Source organism: Stenotrophomonas nitritireducens, assembly GCF_001700965.1.
GTDB classification, from domain to species: Bacteria; Pseudomonadota; Gammaproteobacteria; order Xanthomonadales; family Xanthomonadaceae; genus Stenotrophomonas; species Stenotrophomonas nitritireducens_A.
Genome location: NZ_CP016756.1, coordinates 2,796,308 through 2,810,137, shown reverse-complemented (window position 1 = coordinate 2,810,137; position 13,830 = coordinate 2,796,308). Strand labels below are relative to the sequence as shown.

Annotated in this window: 15 protein-coding genes; 3 read left to right on the top strand and 12 right to left on the bottom strand. The window is 64.4% G+C overall.

The genetic code is table 11. The annotated features are described in order from the left end of the window. Positions 1–838: 838 nt before the first annotated feature. Positions 839–1,600: a sulfite exporter TauE/SafE family protein gene (locus BCV67_RS11830; RefSeq protein ID WP_062170145.1), complete on the top strand. Its 762-nt coding sequence runs from the start codon at positions 839–841 to the stop codon at positions 1,598–1,600. 463 nt (positions 1,601–2,063) lie between these two features. Here the strand turns inward: BCV67_RS11830 and BCV67_RS11825 are convergent, their stop codons facing one another. The 12 genes from BCV67_RS11825 to BCV67_RS11770 all read right to left on the bottom strand — a co-directional run bounded on the left by BCV67_RS11825 (position 2,064) and on the right by BCV67_RS11770 (position 11,833). Further along, entirely contained in the window at positions 2,064–2,786 is a 723-nt protein-coding gene (locus BCV67_RS11825; RefSeq protein ID WP_062170147.1) for a haloacid dehalogenase-like hydrolase, read from the bottom strand. Beyond that, the gene (gene trpC / locus BCV67_RS11820) at positions 2,783–3,577 is read right to left on the bottom strand and encodes an indole-3-glycerol phosphate synthase TrpC (protein ID WP_062170149.1); all 795 of its coding nucleotides are present in this window, start codon (positions 3,575–3,577) and stop codon (positions 2,783–2,785) included. The genes BCV67_RS11825 and trpC overlap by 4 nt, the downstream gene beginning before the upstream one ends. Positions 3,578–3,629: 52 nt before the next feature. Beyond that, a complete protein-coding gene (trpD, locus tag BCV67_RS11815) occupies positions 3,630–4,670 on the bottom strand; it encodes an anthranilate phosphoribosyltransferase (protein WP_062170151.1) in 1,041 nt (346 codons plus the stop codon). 14 nt (positions 4,671–4,684) lie between these two features. After that, a complete protein-coding gene (locus tag BCV67_RS11810; RefSeq protein WP_062170153.1) occupies positions 4,685–5,197 on the bottom strand; it encodes a DUF1543 domain-containing protein in 513 nt (170 codons plus the stop codon). Continuing rightward, a complete protein-coding gene (locus BCV67_RS11805; RefSeq protein ID WP_062170156.1) occupies positions 5,194–5,844 on the bottom strand; it encodes a LysE family translocator in 651 nt (216 codons plus the stop codon). The genes BCV67_RS11810 and BCV67_RS11805 overlap by 4 nt, the downstream gene beginning before the upstream one ends. Further along, positions 5,838–6,422: an anthranilate synthase component II gene (locus tag BCV67_RS11800; protein WP_062170157.1), complete on the bottom strand. Its 585-nt coding sequence runs from the start codon at positions 6,420–6,422 to the stop codon at positions 5,838–5,840. The genes BCV67_RS11805 and BCV67_RS11800 overlap by 7 nt, the downstream gene beginning before the upstream one ends. A gap of 13 nt (positions 6,423–6,435) precedes the next feature. Further along, positions 6,436–7,203 (bottom strand): hypothetical protein, encoded by a 768-nt coding sequence (locus tag BCV67_RS11795; RefSeq protein WP_156455879.1) that lies wholly within the window; start codon positions 7,201–7,203, stop codon positions 6,436–6,438. 1 nt (position 7,204) lies between these two features. Continuing rightward, on the bottom strand, positions 7,205–8,695 hold the full coding sequence (gene trpE / locus BCV67_RS11790) for an anthranilate synthase component I (RefSeq protein ID WP_057626440.1): 1,491 nt from the start codon (positions 8,693–8,695) through the stop codon (positions 7,205–7,207). Between the two features lie 185 nt (positions 8,696–8,880). Next, positions 8,881–9,810 (bottom strand): lipid kinase YegS, encoded by a 930-nt coding sequence (gene yegS / locus BCV67_RS11785; RefSeq protein WP_062170162.1) that lies wholly within the window; start codon positions 9,808–9,810, stop codon positions 8,881–8,883. A 512-nt stretch (positions 9,811–10,322) separates the two neighbouring features. After that, positions 10,323–10,814, bottom strand: coding sequence for a GNAT family N-acetyltransferase (locus tag BCV67_RS11780; protein ID WP_062170164.1), 492 nt, complete (start codon positions 10,812–10,814; stop codon positions 10,323–10,325). A 3-nt stretch (positions 10,815–10,817) separates the two neighbouring features. After that, a complete protein-coding gene (gene rpe, locus BCV67_RS11775; RefSeq protein ID WP_062170166.1) occupies positions 10,818–11,492 on the bottom strand; it encodes a ribulose-phosphate 3-epimerase in 675 nt (224 codons plus the stop codon). A gap of 11 nt (positions 11,493–11,503) precedes the next feature. Continuing rightward, positions 11,504–11,833 (bottom strand): J domain-containing protein, encoded by a 330-nt coding sequence (locus BCV67_RS11770; RefSeq protein WP_062170167.1) that lies wholly within the window; start codon positions 11,831–11,833, stop codon positions 11,504–11,506. A 165-nt stretch (positions 11,834–11,998) separates the two neighbouring features. Here BCV67_RS11770 and BCV67_RS11765 point away from each other — a divergent pair, with 165 nt between their 5' ends. Together BCV67_RS11765 and BCV67_RS11760 are read left to right on the top strand one after the other, a co-directional pair. Continuing rightward, entirely contained in the window at positions 11,999–12,925 is a 927-nt protein-coding gene (locus tag BCV67_RS11765; protein ID WP_057626444.1) for a phosphoribosylaminoimidazolesuccinocarboxamide synthase, read from the top strand. A 92-nt stretch (positions 12,926–13,017) separates the two neighbouring features. After that, positions 13,018–13,491 carry a DUF962 domain-containing protein gene (locus tag BCV67_RS11760; protein ID WP_057626445.1) on the top strand — a complete coding sequence of 158 codons (474 nt, stop codon included), beginning with the start codon at positions 13,018–13,020 and terminating at the stop codon, positions 13,489–13,491. Positions 13,492–13,830: the final 339 nt, after the last annotated feature.

Sequence of the window (13,830 nt, the reverse complement as noted above, 5' to 3'; positions counted from 1 at the left end):
CGGACAGCGCCACGGGCCACGCGGCTGCAGGCGCGTGGCGACGCGCGCCTGACAGGGCGCCACCTTCAGCCTGCTCAAGCGCAGGCGTAGCCTCTGGCCCCTAGCGCACCTGTCCGCGCGCCCCTTCTTGAGGGGCCCGCGCGCCTCCCGCTCGGGCACAGATCGCCGCCAGACAGGCCGGCAACCCAGGTTGCGGCACGCCCCTTGGGAAGCCGTGGACAGATTGGCGGCATGGCCCCAACGGTCTCCTCCGCCCGCCAATATCGCTTCTGCCAGCTTCCAGAGTGCGCTGCGCTTAGCCAGGACCACGGAGCTGCGCTCCCTCGGCTGCGAAGCTGACCATCCGCCGTACCCCCTTCCCTCGCGTGCAACCTTTGCCCAAGGGTTCCCGGCGGAACCTTGCTTGCGGCGCATCTTCGTTGGGCTATCCGGCAGGACGGAAACGCGCAGCCGGGGCTTGGGGCACGCCGGGATCGCAAAAACGCCTCACCCAGGCAGCACCACCACGAATGTTGATTCTGGTGTCATCAGCAGTAGCCTTCGCTGGCCTTACCGAGGCGAGGAACACCCTGAGGACATGCAGATACGACAACGAAAAAGGCACTTTAAAACTGTGAACTCTGTCGGCACCGTAAATCTCATTAGGCATTGCGAACTAGCCTGTTTTCTCGATTCTCGCTACTGCTGCACACCGCGATTTCGAATGACGCGGAAATTGAACATATAACGGCAAATTACGTGTTTTTTGGCGCTGATACAGGTAGGAAATCAACCCAATCCACTACGTTGCGTTGCAACTTTCCTTGACCTGACCTGCCTCGCACCGCAGGCTTGGGGAATGGAATTTGGAAGCGAATTTTACTGGTTCATCCTGATTGGCCTGGGCGCACAGCTGGTGGACGGCGCTTTGGGCATGGCGTTCGGGCTGATTTCGTCCTCGGTCCTGCTGAGCATGGGGCTGCCACCGGCGGCGGTCAGTGCCAGCATCCACACCGCCGAGGTCTTCACCACCGGCGCGTCCGGGGTCTCGCACCTGGCCGCCGGCAACGTCGACAAGCGCCTGTTCTTCCGGCTGGCCATACCCGGCGCCATTGGCGGCGCGATCGGCGCGTATGTACTGACCCAACTCCCGGGCGACGTGGTGCGCCCCTTCATCTACCTGTACCTGCTGGTACTGGCGATCTTCATCCTGGCGCGCGCGGCGGGCAAGTTCATGGCCAAGCAGGAAGTGAAACGGGTGCCGGTACTGGGCTTCTTCGCCGGCCTGCTGGACGCCACCGGCGGCGGCGGCTGGGGGCCGGTGGCCACTTCCACCCTGCTGGCCCGTGGCGGCCAGGCACGCACCACCATCGGCTCGGTCAACGCCGCCGAGTTCATCGTGACCCTGTCGATCTCGGCCACCTTCCTGCTGTCGATGGGCCTGCAGCACCTGTCCATCGTCGCCGGCCTGCTGGTCGGCGGAATGATGGCCGCGCCGGTGGCGGCCCTGCTGGTGAAGCGGGTCAAGGAGCGCTGGGTGCTGATCGGCGTCGGCGTGCTGGTGCTGTCGATCAGCCTGTTCCAGATCGGCATGGCGGTGGCGAAGCTGCGCGGAGAGTGAGGTGCCGCCAAGCAACGCGCGGACTTTCTGAGCCCCTCTCCCGTTCACGGGAGAGGGGTTGGGGTGAGGACGCTTTTAAGCTCTAAAAGCTTGAGAAGCTCACCTCATCCGCCCTGCGGGCACCTTCTCCCGCAAGCGAGAGAAGGGAGATTTCCACATGCCTGCAATCTGATAGCCCCTCTCCCGTTTACGGGAGAGGGGTTGGGGTGAGGGCGCTTTTTAGCTCTAAAAGCTCCCCTCATCCGCCCTCCGGGCACCTTCTCCCGTAAACGGGAGAAGGGATGTCGGCTCCGGTAGGCTCTTCAGGTGCCTCAAAAGCGCCCTCATCCGCCCTTCGGGCACCTCGCTCCGCGCCCCGGCCCCGCGTAGCACGCGGGGCGTACGAACAGTCACGAGCCTTTGGCTCGTGAACGCCTGTTCTTAACCCCGTAAACGGGAGAAGGGATATTGGCTCCGCTTTGGATCAGTTCGGCAGCGGCTTGCCGCCGCGGCCGGGGCAGCCCCAGTTGAGGATCGGCGTGCCGGGGGGCAGTACCTTGCCGAAGTACGCCACACGCGAATGCTTGGGGTTCACCACCACCGGTGCCTTGGCCGCCTTGAGCAGGGGCAGGTCGGCGGTGCTGTCCGAGTAGGCGATGGCGACATCGCCGTAACCGCGCTCGCGCAGCATGCGCATCTTCTCTTCGTTGTGGCAGTGGCGGGTGGCACCCATCGCACCCAGACGCGGGCCGACCTCGCTGCCGATCACCGGCACACCCTGCTCGGCCACGAAGGCGAGAATGGCGCGCGCCAGCTCCGGCGGCGCGCCGGTGGCCACGATCACCCGGTCACCGGCACGGCGGTGCGCGGCAAATACCTGCAGCGCATGCGGCAGCAGGTGCTCGCGGATCTGCGGCTCGTGCTTGAGCACGTACTGGTCGATCACCTTGTTGAAGTCACGCGCCTGGTGCAGGCCGAAGGTGGCGATCCAGACATAGCCGGAAATGCCGAAACGGCGCGTCGGCAGCAGCGCCACCAACGGCCCCAGCAATGGCGTGGCGAGGATGGCCGCCAGCAGCCGCAGCGGATTGCGCTTGATCAGCCAGGCGAACAGGTGGCTGCCGGAATCACCGTCATACAGCGTGTGATCGAAGTCGAAGACGACCAGCTGCGCGTCGTCGCGGGGGGTCGGATAGGGCTCAGTCATGCGGGGAAGAATAGCTGACGCAGACCCTCACCTGGCTCTTCAACGCGCATGAAGGTCTCACCGACCAGGAAGGCGTTGACGCCCGCATCGCGCATCAGCTTGACGTCGGCCGGGCCCATGATGCCGCTCTCGGTGACCAGCAGGCGGTCACGCGGCACCGCGTCCTTCATCGACAAGGTGTTGTCCAGCGACACCTCGAAGGTGCGCAGGTTGCGGTTGTTGATGCCTACCAGCGGCACCGGCACCTGGATGGCGCGTTCCAGTTCGTCGATGTCGTGCACTTCCACCAGCACGTCCATGCCCAGCTGCATGGCCAGGTCGGACAGCCCGGCCAGCTGCCGGTCGTCCAGCGCCGAGACGATCAGCAGGATGCAGTCGGCACCCAAGACGCGCGCCTCGACCACCTGGTACGGGTCGATGACGAAATCCTTGCGCAACACCGGCAGCGTGCAGGCCTCGCGGGCCTGCTGCAGGTACAGGTCGGCGCCCTGGAAGAAGTCCACGTCAGTCAGCACCGATAGGCAGCTGGCGCCGCCCAGCTCATAGCTCACCGCGATATCGGCCGGATGGAAGTCCGGGCGGATCACGCCCTTGGACGGGCTGGCCTTCTTGATCTCGGCGATCACCGCCGGATCGCCATTGGCGATGGCCGCGTTCAGCGCATTGGCAAAGCCACGCACCGGCGAGGCATCGCCCACGCGCGCCTGCAACTCGGCCAGCGGCACGCGGCTGCGGCGCTCGGCTACCTCCTGCACTTTGCGGGCGAGGATGGTGTTGAGGATGTCGCTCATGGATCTGCTTCCTGGAAGACGGGCGTTGCGGACGCGGAGTATCGGGAGGGAATTATCGGGGATTGCCGGCCAGCACGCGGCTGGCCTGCACGTACTGCTGCATGCGCGCACGCGCACCGCCATCGACAATCACCGCGCGGGCGCGGGCCAAGCCGTCGGCGATGCTGTCGGCCACACCAGCCACATACAGGGCGGCACCGGCGTTGAGCGCCACGATATCGTTGGCCGGGCCCGGCTGGTTGTCCAGCACCGCGCGCAGCATGGCGATGGATTCCTCCGGGTTCTCGACCTTGAGGTTGCGGCTGGCCGACATGGCGATGCCGAAATCCTCGGGATGGATTTCATACTCGCGCACCTTGCCGTCGCGCAGCTCGCCGACCAGGGTGCCGGCGCCCAGCGAGATCTCGTCCATGTTGTCGCGGCCCCACACCACCAGCGCACGCTCGGCGCCCAGCTCACGCAGCACGCGCGCCTGGATGCCGACCAGGTCGGAATGGAACACGCCCATCAGGATGTTGGTAGCGCCCACCGGGTTGGTCAGCGGACCGAGGATGTTGAAGATGGTGCGCACGCCCATCTCGCGGCGTACCGGCGCAACCACCTTCATCGCCGGGTGGTGCATGGGCGCGAACATGAAGCCGATGCCGGTCTGCTCGATGGCGCGGGCTACCTGCGCGGGCTGCAGCTCGATCACCGCACCGAGTGCTTCCACCGCGTCGGCACTGCCCGACTTGGAGGAGACACTGCGGTTGCCGTGCTTGGCCACCTTGGCGCCTGCTGCGGCCACCACGAACATCGAACAGGTGGAGATGTTGAAGGTATGCGAGCCGTCACCACCGGTGCCGACGATATCGACCAGATGGGTCTTGTCGGCCACCTGCACCGGCAGCGCGAATTCGCGCATCACCGTCGCCGCGCCGGCAATCTCGCCCACGGTTTCCTTCTTGACCCGCAGGCCGGTGAGGATGGCCGAGGTCATGGTCGGCGAGATTTCGCCGCGCATGATCTGCCGCATCAGATCGACCATCTCGTCGAAGAAGATCTCGCGGTGCTCGATGGTGCGTTGCAGGGCTTCCTGCGCAGTGATGGTCATGACAACTCCAAGAATCAGGAAATAACGATGTAATCGCTTTGGCTGTGGATGCCGGCGTGTGCGCCAGCGCGCAGCTGCACATGCAGGCCACCGATCGGCCCCACCGGCAGGCAGCTGTCCACTTCCAGCAGCGCATCGCGGTGCGGCTTGATCCACTGCGCCTGGGCCCGCGCCAGCGCCTTGCGTTTGGCCTCGGCCGCGTCGCCGGCAACCACCAGCAGATAACTGTGGGCCTCGCCGAATTCGCCTTCGACATAGCCGCCGAGATTGACGAAGAACAGCGTCGGCGCATCGGCAGCGGGTGCGTCCTGCGACAGGCGCACCTGCCAGTCCTCGACGCCATCCACTGTCATCCACGAATCCAGATGCAGGCCGGCCGCCTCGCCGAACCATTGCTGGCGCAGCTGCGGATAGGTCTGTTCGATGCTGGGGCCGATTGCGAACACCACGTCGTGCACTTCGGTATTGGCACGCGCGTGGCGGCCACCGAGCATGACCACGAACAGACGGAGATTCTCCAGGCTCATGCCACAGGCCTCGCGGTAAGGGCCAGGCGCAGGCCAAAGCCGATGAAAAGAACGCCGGCCAGCTTGTCCAGCCATTGCAGACCACGCGCGGCCCAGCGGCTGCTGCGCACGCGGTCGGCGGCCAGCACATAAGCCGCACTGATCGGCAGCCCGTTGACAGTGAATATCAGGCCCAGCAGCGCAAACGCCAGCGGCTTGTTCTGCACGGACGGCGCGATGAACTGCGGCAGGAAGGCGAGGAAGAACAGCACCACCTTCGGGTTCAGCACATTGGTCAGGAAGCCACCGGCAAATACCTGCCAGAACGAGCCGGCGCTGCCGCTGCTCGCGGCGACATCCGCCTGCAGCGTGGACTCACCGGTGTTGCGCAGCAAGCGCACGCCCACCCACAACAGATAGGCCGCACCGATCCACTTGATCACCGTGAACAGCGTGGCCGAGGTCGCCAGCAACACGCCCAGCCCCAACGAAGCCAGCGCCACATGCACCAGGCACCCGCTGATGATGCCTGCGAGCGCGGCAAACCCGGCGCGGCGGCCACCGCGCAGCGAACGGCTGACCATGTACAGCACATCCGGGCCCGGCGTCAGGTTCAACAACCAGCCGGCCAGCATGAACAGCAGCAGCTGGCTCGGCTCGATCAACATGTGCGATCCAGAAAGTTCTTCATCAGCGCGTGGCCGTGCTGGGTGAGGATGGATTCGGGGTGGAACTGCACACCTTCGACCGGATACTCACGGTGACGCAGGCCCATGATTTCTTCCATCGAGCCATCCGGATTCTCGGTCCAGGCGGTGATTTCCAGCACCGACGGCAAGGTTTTCTTGTCCACCACCAGCGAGTGGTATCGGGTGGCCTCGTAGCGGTCCGGCAGGCCGGCAAACACGCCCTTGCCTTCATGGCGGATGGGCGAAGTCTTGCCATGCATGATGTTGCCGGCGCGGATCACATCACCGCCGTAGACCTGGCCAATGCCCTGGTGGCCCAGGCACACGCCGAACAGCGGAATCGTCGGGCCCAGCTGGCGGATCACTTCCAGCGACACACCGGCATCGTTCGGCGTTTTCGGGCCGGGCGATACCACGATGTGCGAAGGCTGCAGCGCGGCGATTTCAGCAACGCTCATCGCGTCATTGCGCACCACCTTGACCTCGGCACCCAGCATCTGCAGGTATTGCACGAGGTTGAAGGTGAAGCTGTCGTAGTTGTCGATCATCAACAGCATGGTTCATCTCTCATCATTGTCGTGTAGCCGTCGGTGCTTCGTCGATGCGTGTAATCAGCTGCCATTCCCCATCCCAGCGTGCATAGCCCGGGGCCGCATAGTCGGTATCCGCACTCACCGAGCCAATTCCAAATTTCGCCATGTCCGCAACCGGTACCGTCCAATTGCATGCACAGCCCTGTTCCTGGCCAAGAACCGTTATTGCAGGATCAACCCCAATCTTTCCGTAGAACGCAACCTGTTCCACAGAAACCCGACGAAACCACCTGTTCGCAGTACGCCTCATTGACCATCGTTCCAGCCAGTTGAGTGGCCGACCAAGCTGCTTTTCAATCCCCGAATAATCAAAGCCCTCGCGAAGATTCTTCTGCAGCATGGAACCGTGCCAGATCACCAATGCTCCACTTTCCACGACTTTGTGCCGACCTGCCGGGAACACGTAGTTCGCGCAAGACGACATGCAGATGTCGCCAACCACACGCACATCCATCCTGCGGTCGTGGATCATTCGACCCAACGCCATCCCCGCCTCGACATCGCCGCCGCCGGATCGAATGGCCAGCTCTGTCAGCGCATGGTCCGCATCCAGGAACGCACGCACCTTGCCAACCGATTCAGGCGCTATGCGCCCGTCGAAATGGAGAACCGCGCCCTGTGAACGAATCACTGCAAGTTGATCGTTCGCGCGTGCCTCGGTTTGCTCGGCTGATGCCACGGATGCCAAGCCCATCGCTGCCATGAGCAGCGCAGAACGCAGGCCATTGGCAATCGGACCGTTCACCTCACAAACCCTTCGCCGCCTGCGCCACCGCACGGAACAACGCGCGGCCCTTGTTCATGGTTTCCTGCCATTCGGCATCGGGGTCGGAGTCGTAGACCACGCCGCCGCCGGCCTGCACGTACAGATAACCGTCCTGGATCACCGCAGTGCGAATCGCGATGGCGGTGTCGGCATCGCCATTCCAGCCGATGTAACCGACCGCGCCGGAGTAGACGTTGCGCTTGACCGGCTCCAGCTCGCGGATGATTTCCAGCGCGCGGATCTTCGGCGCACCGCTGACGGTGCCGGCCGGGAAGGTCGCGCGCATCACGTCGCTATAGCTCAGGCCGGCCTTCAAGGTGCCGGTGACTTCGCTGACGATATGCATGACGTGGCTGTAGCGTTCGATCACGAACTGCTCGCCGACCTTGACCGAACCCGGCTCGGCGACGCGGCCGACATCGTTGCGGCCCAGATCGATCAGCATCACGTGCTCGGCACGTTCCTTGGGATCGGCCAGCAATTCAACTTCCAACGCCTTGTCCAGCTCCGGCGTCGCGCCGCGTGGGCGGGTGCCGGCGATGGGACGCACGGTGACGATGCCATCGCGCAGGCGCGCCAGAATTTCCGGCGAGGAGCCGACCACCTGGGTGCCGCCGACATCGATGAAATACATGTACGGCGACGGGTTCAATGCTCGCAGCGCGCGATAGACGTCGATCGGCCGCGCGCGGAACGGCACGCGCAGGCGCTGGCTCGGCACCACCTGGAAGATGTCGCCGGCGCGCACGTATTCCTGCGCCTTGCGCACCACCGCGTGGTATTCCTCGCGAGTGAAGGAGGACTGGAAATCCTGCTCGTCGATGGCATCGGATACCTGCGACTGCGGGTAACCGGCACCGCCCTGGCGCAGGCGATGAGCCAGCTCGTCCAGGCGGCGGTTGGCCCGCGCCCAGGCCTGCGGCTGCGCCGGGTCGGCGTGCACGATCAGGTACAGGCGGCCCTTGAGGTTGTCGAACACCGCCAGTTCTTCGGACAGCATCAACAGGATGTCGGGCGTGCCCAGTTCGTCGGGCTTTTCGCCCGCACCCAGGTGCGGTTCGATGTACTGGATGCACTCAAAGCCGAACCAGCCGACCAGGCCACCGGTAAAGCCCGGCAGGCCATCGAGCTGTGGCACCGAATACTGCTTGCGCAGCACTTCCACTTCGGCCAACGGATCGGCCACTTCACGGCGCTCGACCACTTCACCCAACTCGCTGACTTCCAGCGTATGCCCACGGAAGCTGTAGATGCGGCGCGCCGGCATGCCGATGATGGAATAGCGCCCAAAGCGCTCGCCGCCTTCGACCGATTCAAACAGATAGGTATACGGGCCGTCGGCAAGCTTCAGATAGACCGAAAGCGGCGTGTCCAGGTCGGACAGCACTTCGCGGACGACGGGTACGAAATTATGCGGGTGTGCGGTGTGGCCTTCAGCGGCCAGCTGCTGGAACTGCTCTTGCGTGATCAAGACGGCTTTCCTTCCGGGATTCGACGATGGCGGTACGGACGACGGCAACGGGCCACCATCGCCACCAGCGGCGAGCGGAAGAAAGGGAACGCTTGGTCGTCAAAATGGGCACCGCCCAACTTTACCGCAAGATGGCCGCCCGGTGTGCATCCGCAGCATGCGCAGATGCTTGCAGCGGCAACGATTCACCCGCCCAGCAGGGGCGTATCGGCCGGCAGATGCATGCGAACCCGGCCGGCCACGCATTGCAGGTGGAAGCGCCGGGCCTGCAGGGGTTCGCCGTCCAGGTTCAGTGTCAGCGGCTGTTCGGCCTCGATCCAGACCTCGCTCAGCCGCGCCCGTTCAGCTACCTGCTCCAGCGCGGCGTGCTTGCCTTCGCTGAACAAGGTGCCCAAGGTCGACATCACCTCGCCGGACAACTCCGGCACCACGGTCAGGTCCAGGCGGCCGTCGTCGAGCAGCGCTTCGGGGCACAGTTGCTGGCCGCCGCCGGCCTGCCGGCCGTTGCCGACCCCCAGCGCGATGAAACCGCCTTGCCAGTCGAAACCCTGCGCGTGGATGCGCGCCTGGATCGGCTCGATCCGGCCCAGCTTGGCGATGCCGGTAATGACATAGGCCAGGCCGCCGAGCATCTTCTTCAGTCCGTCATGGGTTTCCACGGTTACTTCGGTGCCGAAGCCACCGCTGGCCAGATTGGCGCACCAATGCACCCTGCCATCACCGTCAACCCGCAGCAGATCGATCAGCCGCGCCGGCGTCTGGCCTGGCAGCTGCAAAGCGGCCAGCGGCTCGGGGGGAATGCCGGCGGCGGTGGCGAAGTCGTTGGCGGTGCCGAGCGGCAACAAGGCCAGCGCCGGAAGCTGCGCTGCATCCTGCCCGGTATGCGCCATGGCCTCGGCCACTTCACTGAGGGTGCCGTCACCGCCACCGGCGATCAGCAGCGGCGCCTGCGCGGCGATTGCCTCGCGTACGTAGCGTTCTGCGTCACCGCTTTCCCAGGTCACCCTGACCCGCACGTCCTGACCCTGCTCGCGAAGCTGCGCAACCGCCTCACGTACAGCGTCGTCGCCGGCGGATTTGCCGTTGAGGATGAGGAACCAGGGGCTTGCTTGCATGCCGTTCTCCAGGGAAGGCGCTCAGCCTAGCAAGCGGCTCACTGCAGGCAGATGAATGTCACGCCTTTGTCACGGGGCATCCGGAGAATGAAAGGCCATAGCAAGGACGACGGATGGAGGCAGGATCAGCCTCCCATATCATTCCCCGGCCGCAACGGTGACGTTGCGGCTTTTTTTTTGCCTTCAGAAAACCACCCGCTTCCGTTGTGGGAGCGGCATAAGCCGCGAAGCAAGCAGCGATCAAACAACGGGGTACAGGCGATCAGAAGATGTACGAGCTTCGCGGCTTACGCCGCTCCCACGAAATCGCGGCGCTGACATGTCGTCGGCGAAGCCTCTGCCGAGCATGACTCGGCACTACGCGGGCAGCTTCTTTTTGCATAGCCAATGCAAGGCTGGGAGGCTTGAGTCCTGGGCCGCCCGATGACGTTGCGACGGTTTTTGTAGAGCCGAGCCATGCTCGGCTGGGGCACTACCGATAACGCCTCTGCCGAGCATCGCTCGGCACTACCTCAGTCGCCTTTGGCGAATTTCTGCAATGCATCGCCTTGCAGGCGATACACGGTCCATTCGTCCTGGGCGACGGCACCGGCGGCCTTGTAGAACTCGATGGCCGGGGTATTCCAGTCCAGCACCGACCACTCGAAGCGGCCACAACCCTGCTCCACCGCCAAACGCGCGATGTGCTGCAACAAGGCCTTGCCCGCGCCGCTACCGCGCGACTCGGGGCTGACGTACAGATCTTCCAGATAGATGCCGTTGCGGCCCAGCCAGGTCGAGTAGTTGTAGAAAAACACCGCATAACCAATCGCCTGGCCATCGCGTTCGCAGATCAGCGCCTGTGCCTTGGCATCGGCGCCGAACAGGCTGGCGCGGATACCGGCCTCATCGGTCTGCACCGAGGATTCGGCCTTCTCGTAGATGGCCAGTTCGCGGATGAAGTGCAGGATCAGGCCTGCGTCATCGGCAACTGCCGGACGAATCTGCACGTCAGCCGCGCCCATCACTCAGCCCCGCGCCGCAGCAACATTGCCGCGCATCTTGGCAATCATCGCGGCGTAGTCAGGTGCGTTGAAGATGGCCGAACCGGCCACGAAGGCGTCGGCGCCGGCTGCGGCGATTTCGCCGATATTGTCGGCCTTGACGCCGCCATCGACTTCCAGCAGCACCGGCTTGCCGAGCTTGTCGATCATCGCCCGTACTGCACGCAGCTTGTCCAGCGTCGACGGGATGAAAGCCTGGCCACCGAAGCCCGGGTTCACCGACATCAGCAGCACCAGGTCCAGGTCTTCCAGCACCCAGTCCAGCACCTCGACCGGGGTGGCCGGGTTCAGCACCAGGCCGGCCTTGCAGCCGTGCGACTTGATCAGCTGGATGGTGCGGTGGACGTGGCGGCTGGCTTCCGGGTGGAAGCTGATGATGCTGGCACCGGCCTCGGCGAAGTCCGGCACGATGCGATCGACCGGCTCGACCATCAGGTGCACGTCGATCGGCGCGGTCACGCCGTGCTTGCGCAGGGCCTGGCAGACCATCGGGCCGATGGTCAGATTGGGCACGTAGTGGTTGTCCATCACGTCGAAATGGACCCAGTCGGCACCGGCCGCCAGGACGTTGTCGACCTCCTCGCCTAGCTTGGCGAAATTGGCCGAAAGAATGGACGGGGCAATGATGCAGTTGGACATGACGGGGCCTTTCAGCGCTTGCGCAGGGTTTTGATGCGGTCGTAGGCGGCGTTGATCTGCCGGGCCTTCTTCTCGGCCTGGGCGCGCAGTTCAGGCGCGGCACCGGCTACTTTGTCGGGGTGGTACTGGGACATCAGGCGGCGGTAGGCCAGGTCGATCTCGGCGTCGGTGGCCTCACGTGTGACCCCCAGTTCACGGTACGGCAGATCCTTGCCCAGCTTGAACCAGTCGCTGTCGAAGGCATGGCCCAGCAGCAGGCCGATGATCCCGCCAAACAAGGGGTTGGGCCTGAAAAGCAGGGCCCCGGCGATGAAGCCGAACAGTTTTCCGTACCAGCGCATGGGTGGGTGAATGGCCTGTGGACAATCAAGACGAGCATTTTATGCCACAGCGGCCCGATCCGGCCGTACACTAGGCCGCCCGCCGACCAGCCGCGGGCCCTGCGGGTCCTCCAGACCCGGGTCCTCCAAGCCGGCGGCATTCATTGCCAAGTCCCAGGAGTGCCCGTGCCGACCACGCTGTTGCAATCCGATCTTCCCGGCCTGCCCTTGCGCCATCGCGGCAAGGTGCGTGATGTGTTTGATATCCCGCGCGAACGTCTGCCAGCCGGTACTCCCCCGGGCGAATACCTGTTGATGGTTGCCACCGATCGCCTGTCGGCGTTCGACGTGGTGCTGCCCGACCCGATCCCGGGCAAGGGCGAGATGCTGTGCCAGGTGTCCAACTTCTGGTTCGCCAAGACCGCGCACCTGATGCCCAACCACCTGACCGGCATCGACGTGGCCAGCGTGCTGCCCGAAGGCGTGGACCCGGCGCTGTATGCCAAGCGTGCGGTGGTGACCAAGAAGCTCAAGCCGGTACCGGTGGAAGCCATTGCCCGCGGCTATGTGATCGGCAGCGGCTGGAAGGACTACCAGCGCACCGGCAAGATCAGCGGCATCGCCCTGCCCGACGGCCTGCAGCAGGCTGAGAAGCTGCCCGAAGCCATCTTCACCCCGTCCACCAAGGCGGCGGTGGGCGACCACGACGAGAACATCGATTTCGATGCGATGGTCAAGGCGGTGGGTGCGGACATGGCTGAAAAGGTGCGCGATGCAACGCTGCGCATCTACAAGTTCGCTGCCGAATACGCAGCCGAGCGCGGCATCCTGCTGGCTGACACCAAGTTCGAGTTCGGCACCGACGCCGACGGCCGTCTGTACATCATGGACGAGATGCTGACCCCGGACTCCTCGCGTTACTGGCCGGCTGACGAATACCAGGTGGGCATCAGCCCGCCCAGCTACGACAAGCAGTTCGTGCGCGACTACCTGGAGACGCTGGACTGGGACAAGACCGCCCCGGGCCCGGCGCTGCCGGCCGAGGTGATCGAGCGCACCCGCGCCAAGTACGCCGAGGCGCTGGACAAGCTGGCAGGCATCAGCGTCGACTGATCGCGCCGCCCATCACGGATGCGCACGGCCACCGTGCGCATCCGTAGGGAAGCCGCGCTATGCTCTGCCGCTCAACCCGGGAGGGACGTGGAATGAGTATTGCGCGACCGGTGGATCGTTACTTCGCCAGCTACTCCGGCGATCACGTCAACCACACCAACCAGGCCATTCACGTGTTCGCGGTACCCGCGATCCTGTGGTCGGTGATTGCCCTGCTGTGGTGCATTCCACCCTTGGTGCCGTGGTTCCAGCATGGCATCTGGGCCGCATTCGCCATGTTCGGCACCTGGGCCTATTACAACCGCCTGTCGCGCCCGCTGGGCATCGGCATGCTGATCATCTTCTTCGTGTTCGGCTGCATCTGCCGCCTGTTGGAAGACCGGCTAGGCATCCAGATGCTGCTGTACATCGCCATCGGCGTATTCGTGGTGGCATGGATAGCGCAGTTCATCGGCCACAAGATCGAAGGCCGCCGCCCCAGCTTCCTCACCGACCTGACCTATCTGCTGATCGGCCCGATCTGGGTGCTGGCCAAGCTGTTCCGGCAGTTTGGATGGCGTTACTGAGCGCGCAGAGACATCCCTTGCACCTGCCGCGGGAATGTCGTTCTCCATTGAGGGAAAGATAGGCCAAGCCTCACCTGATTCCGCAGCCGCCAGCGCGACTGAGCCGTCATTCTGTGGGAGCGGCGCGGCCCTGTAGTGCCGAGCCATGCTCGGCAAGCGGCGTCACCGGGAAAGCTTCAGCCGAGCATGGCTCGGCTCTACCTTGGTGGTTCCGGCATTACCTGCTTCGCGGCTTACGCCGCTCCTACAAATAAAGCGGCGCGGCCTGTAGTGCCGAGCCATGCTCGGCAAGCGGCGTCACCGGGAAAGCTTCAGCCGAGCATGGCTCGGCTCTACCTT

What these genes read in the sequence shown, in the direction of transcription:
- BCV67_RS11830 (WP_062170145.1), top strand. Translation starts at nt 839, where the DNA reads ATGGAATTTGGAAGCGAATTTTACTGGTTCATCCTGATTGGCCTGGGC.
- BCV67_RS11825 (WP_062170147.1), bottom strand. Translation starts at nt 2,786, where the DNA reads ATGACTGAGCCCTATCCGACCCCCCGCGACGACGCGCAGCTGGTCGTC.
- trpC (WP_062170149.1), bottom strand. Translation starts at nt 3,577, where the DNA reads ATGAGCGACATCCTCAACACCATCCTCGCCCGCAAAGTGCAGGAGGTA.
- trpD (WP_062170151.1), bottom strand. Translation starts at nt 4,670, where the DNA reads ATGACCATCACTGCGCAGGAAGCCCTGCAACGCACCATCGAGCACCGC.
- BCV67_RS11810 (WP_062170153.1), bottom strand. Translation starts at nt 5,197, where the DNA reads ATGAGCCTGGAGAATCTCCGTCTGTTCGTGGTCATGCTCGGTGGCCGC.
- BCV67_RS11805 (WP_062170156.1), bottom strand. Translation starts at nt 5,844, where the DNA reads ATGTTGATCGAGCCGAGCCAGCTGCTGCTGTTCATGCTGGCCGGCTGG.
- BCV67_RS11800 (WP_062170157.1), bottom strand. Translation starts at nt 6,422, where the DNA reads ATGCTGTTGATGATCGACAACTACGACAGCTTCACCTTCAACCTCGTG.
- yegS (WP_062170162.1), bottom strand. Translation starts at nt 9,810, where the DNA reads ATGCAAGCAAGCCCCTGGTTCCTCATCCTCAACGGCAAATCCGCCGGC.
- BCV67_RS11780 (WP_062170164.1), bottom strand. Translation starts at nt 10,814, where the DNA reads ATGGGCGCGGCTGACGTGCAGATTCGTCCGGCAGTTGCCGATGACGCA.
- rpe (WP_062170166.1), bottom strand. Translation starts at nt 11,492, where the DNA reads ATGTCCAACTGCATCATTGCCCCGTCCATTCTTTCGGCCAATTTCGCC.
- BCV67_RS11770 (WP_062170167.1), bottom strand. Translation starts at nt 11,833, where the DNA reads ATGCGCTGGTACGGAAAACTGTTCGGCTTCATCGCCGGGGCCCTGCTT.
- BCV67_RS11760 (WP_057626445.1), top strand. Translation starts at nt 13,018, where the DNA reads ATGAGTATTGCGCGACCGGTGGATCGTTACTTCGCCAGCTACTCCGGC.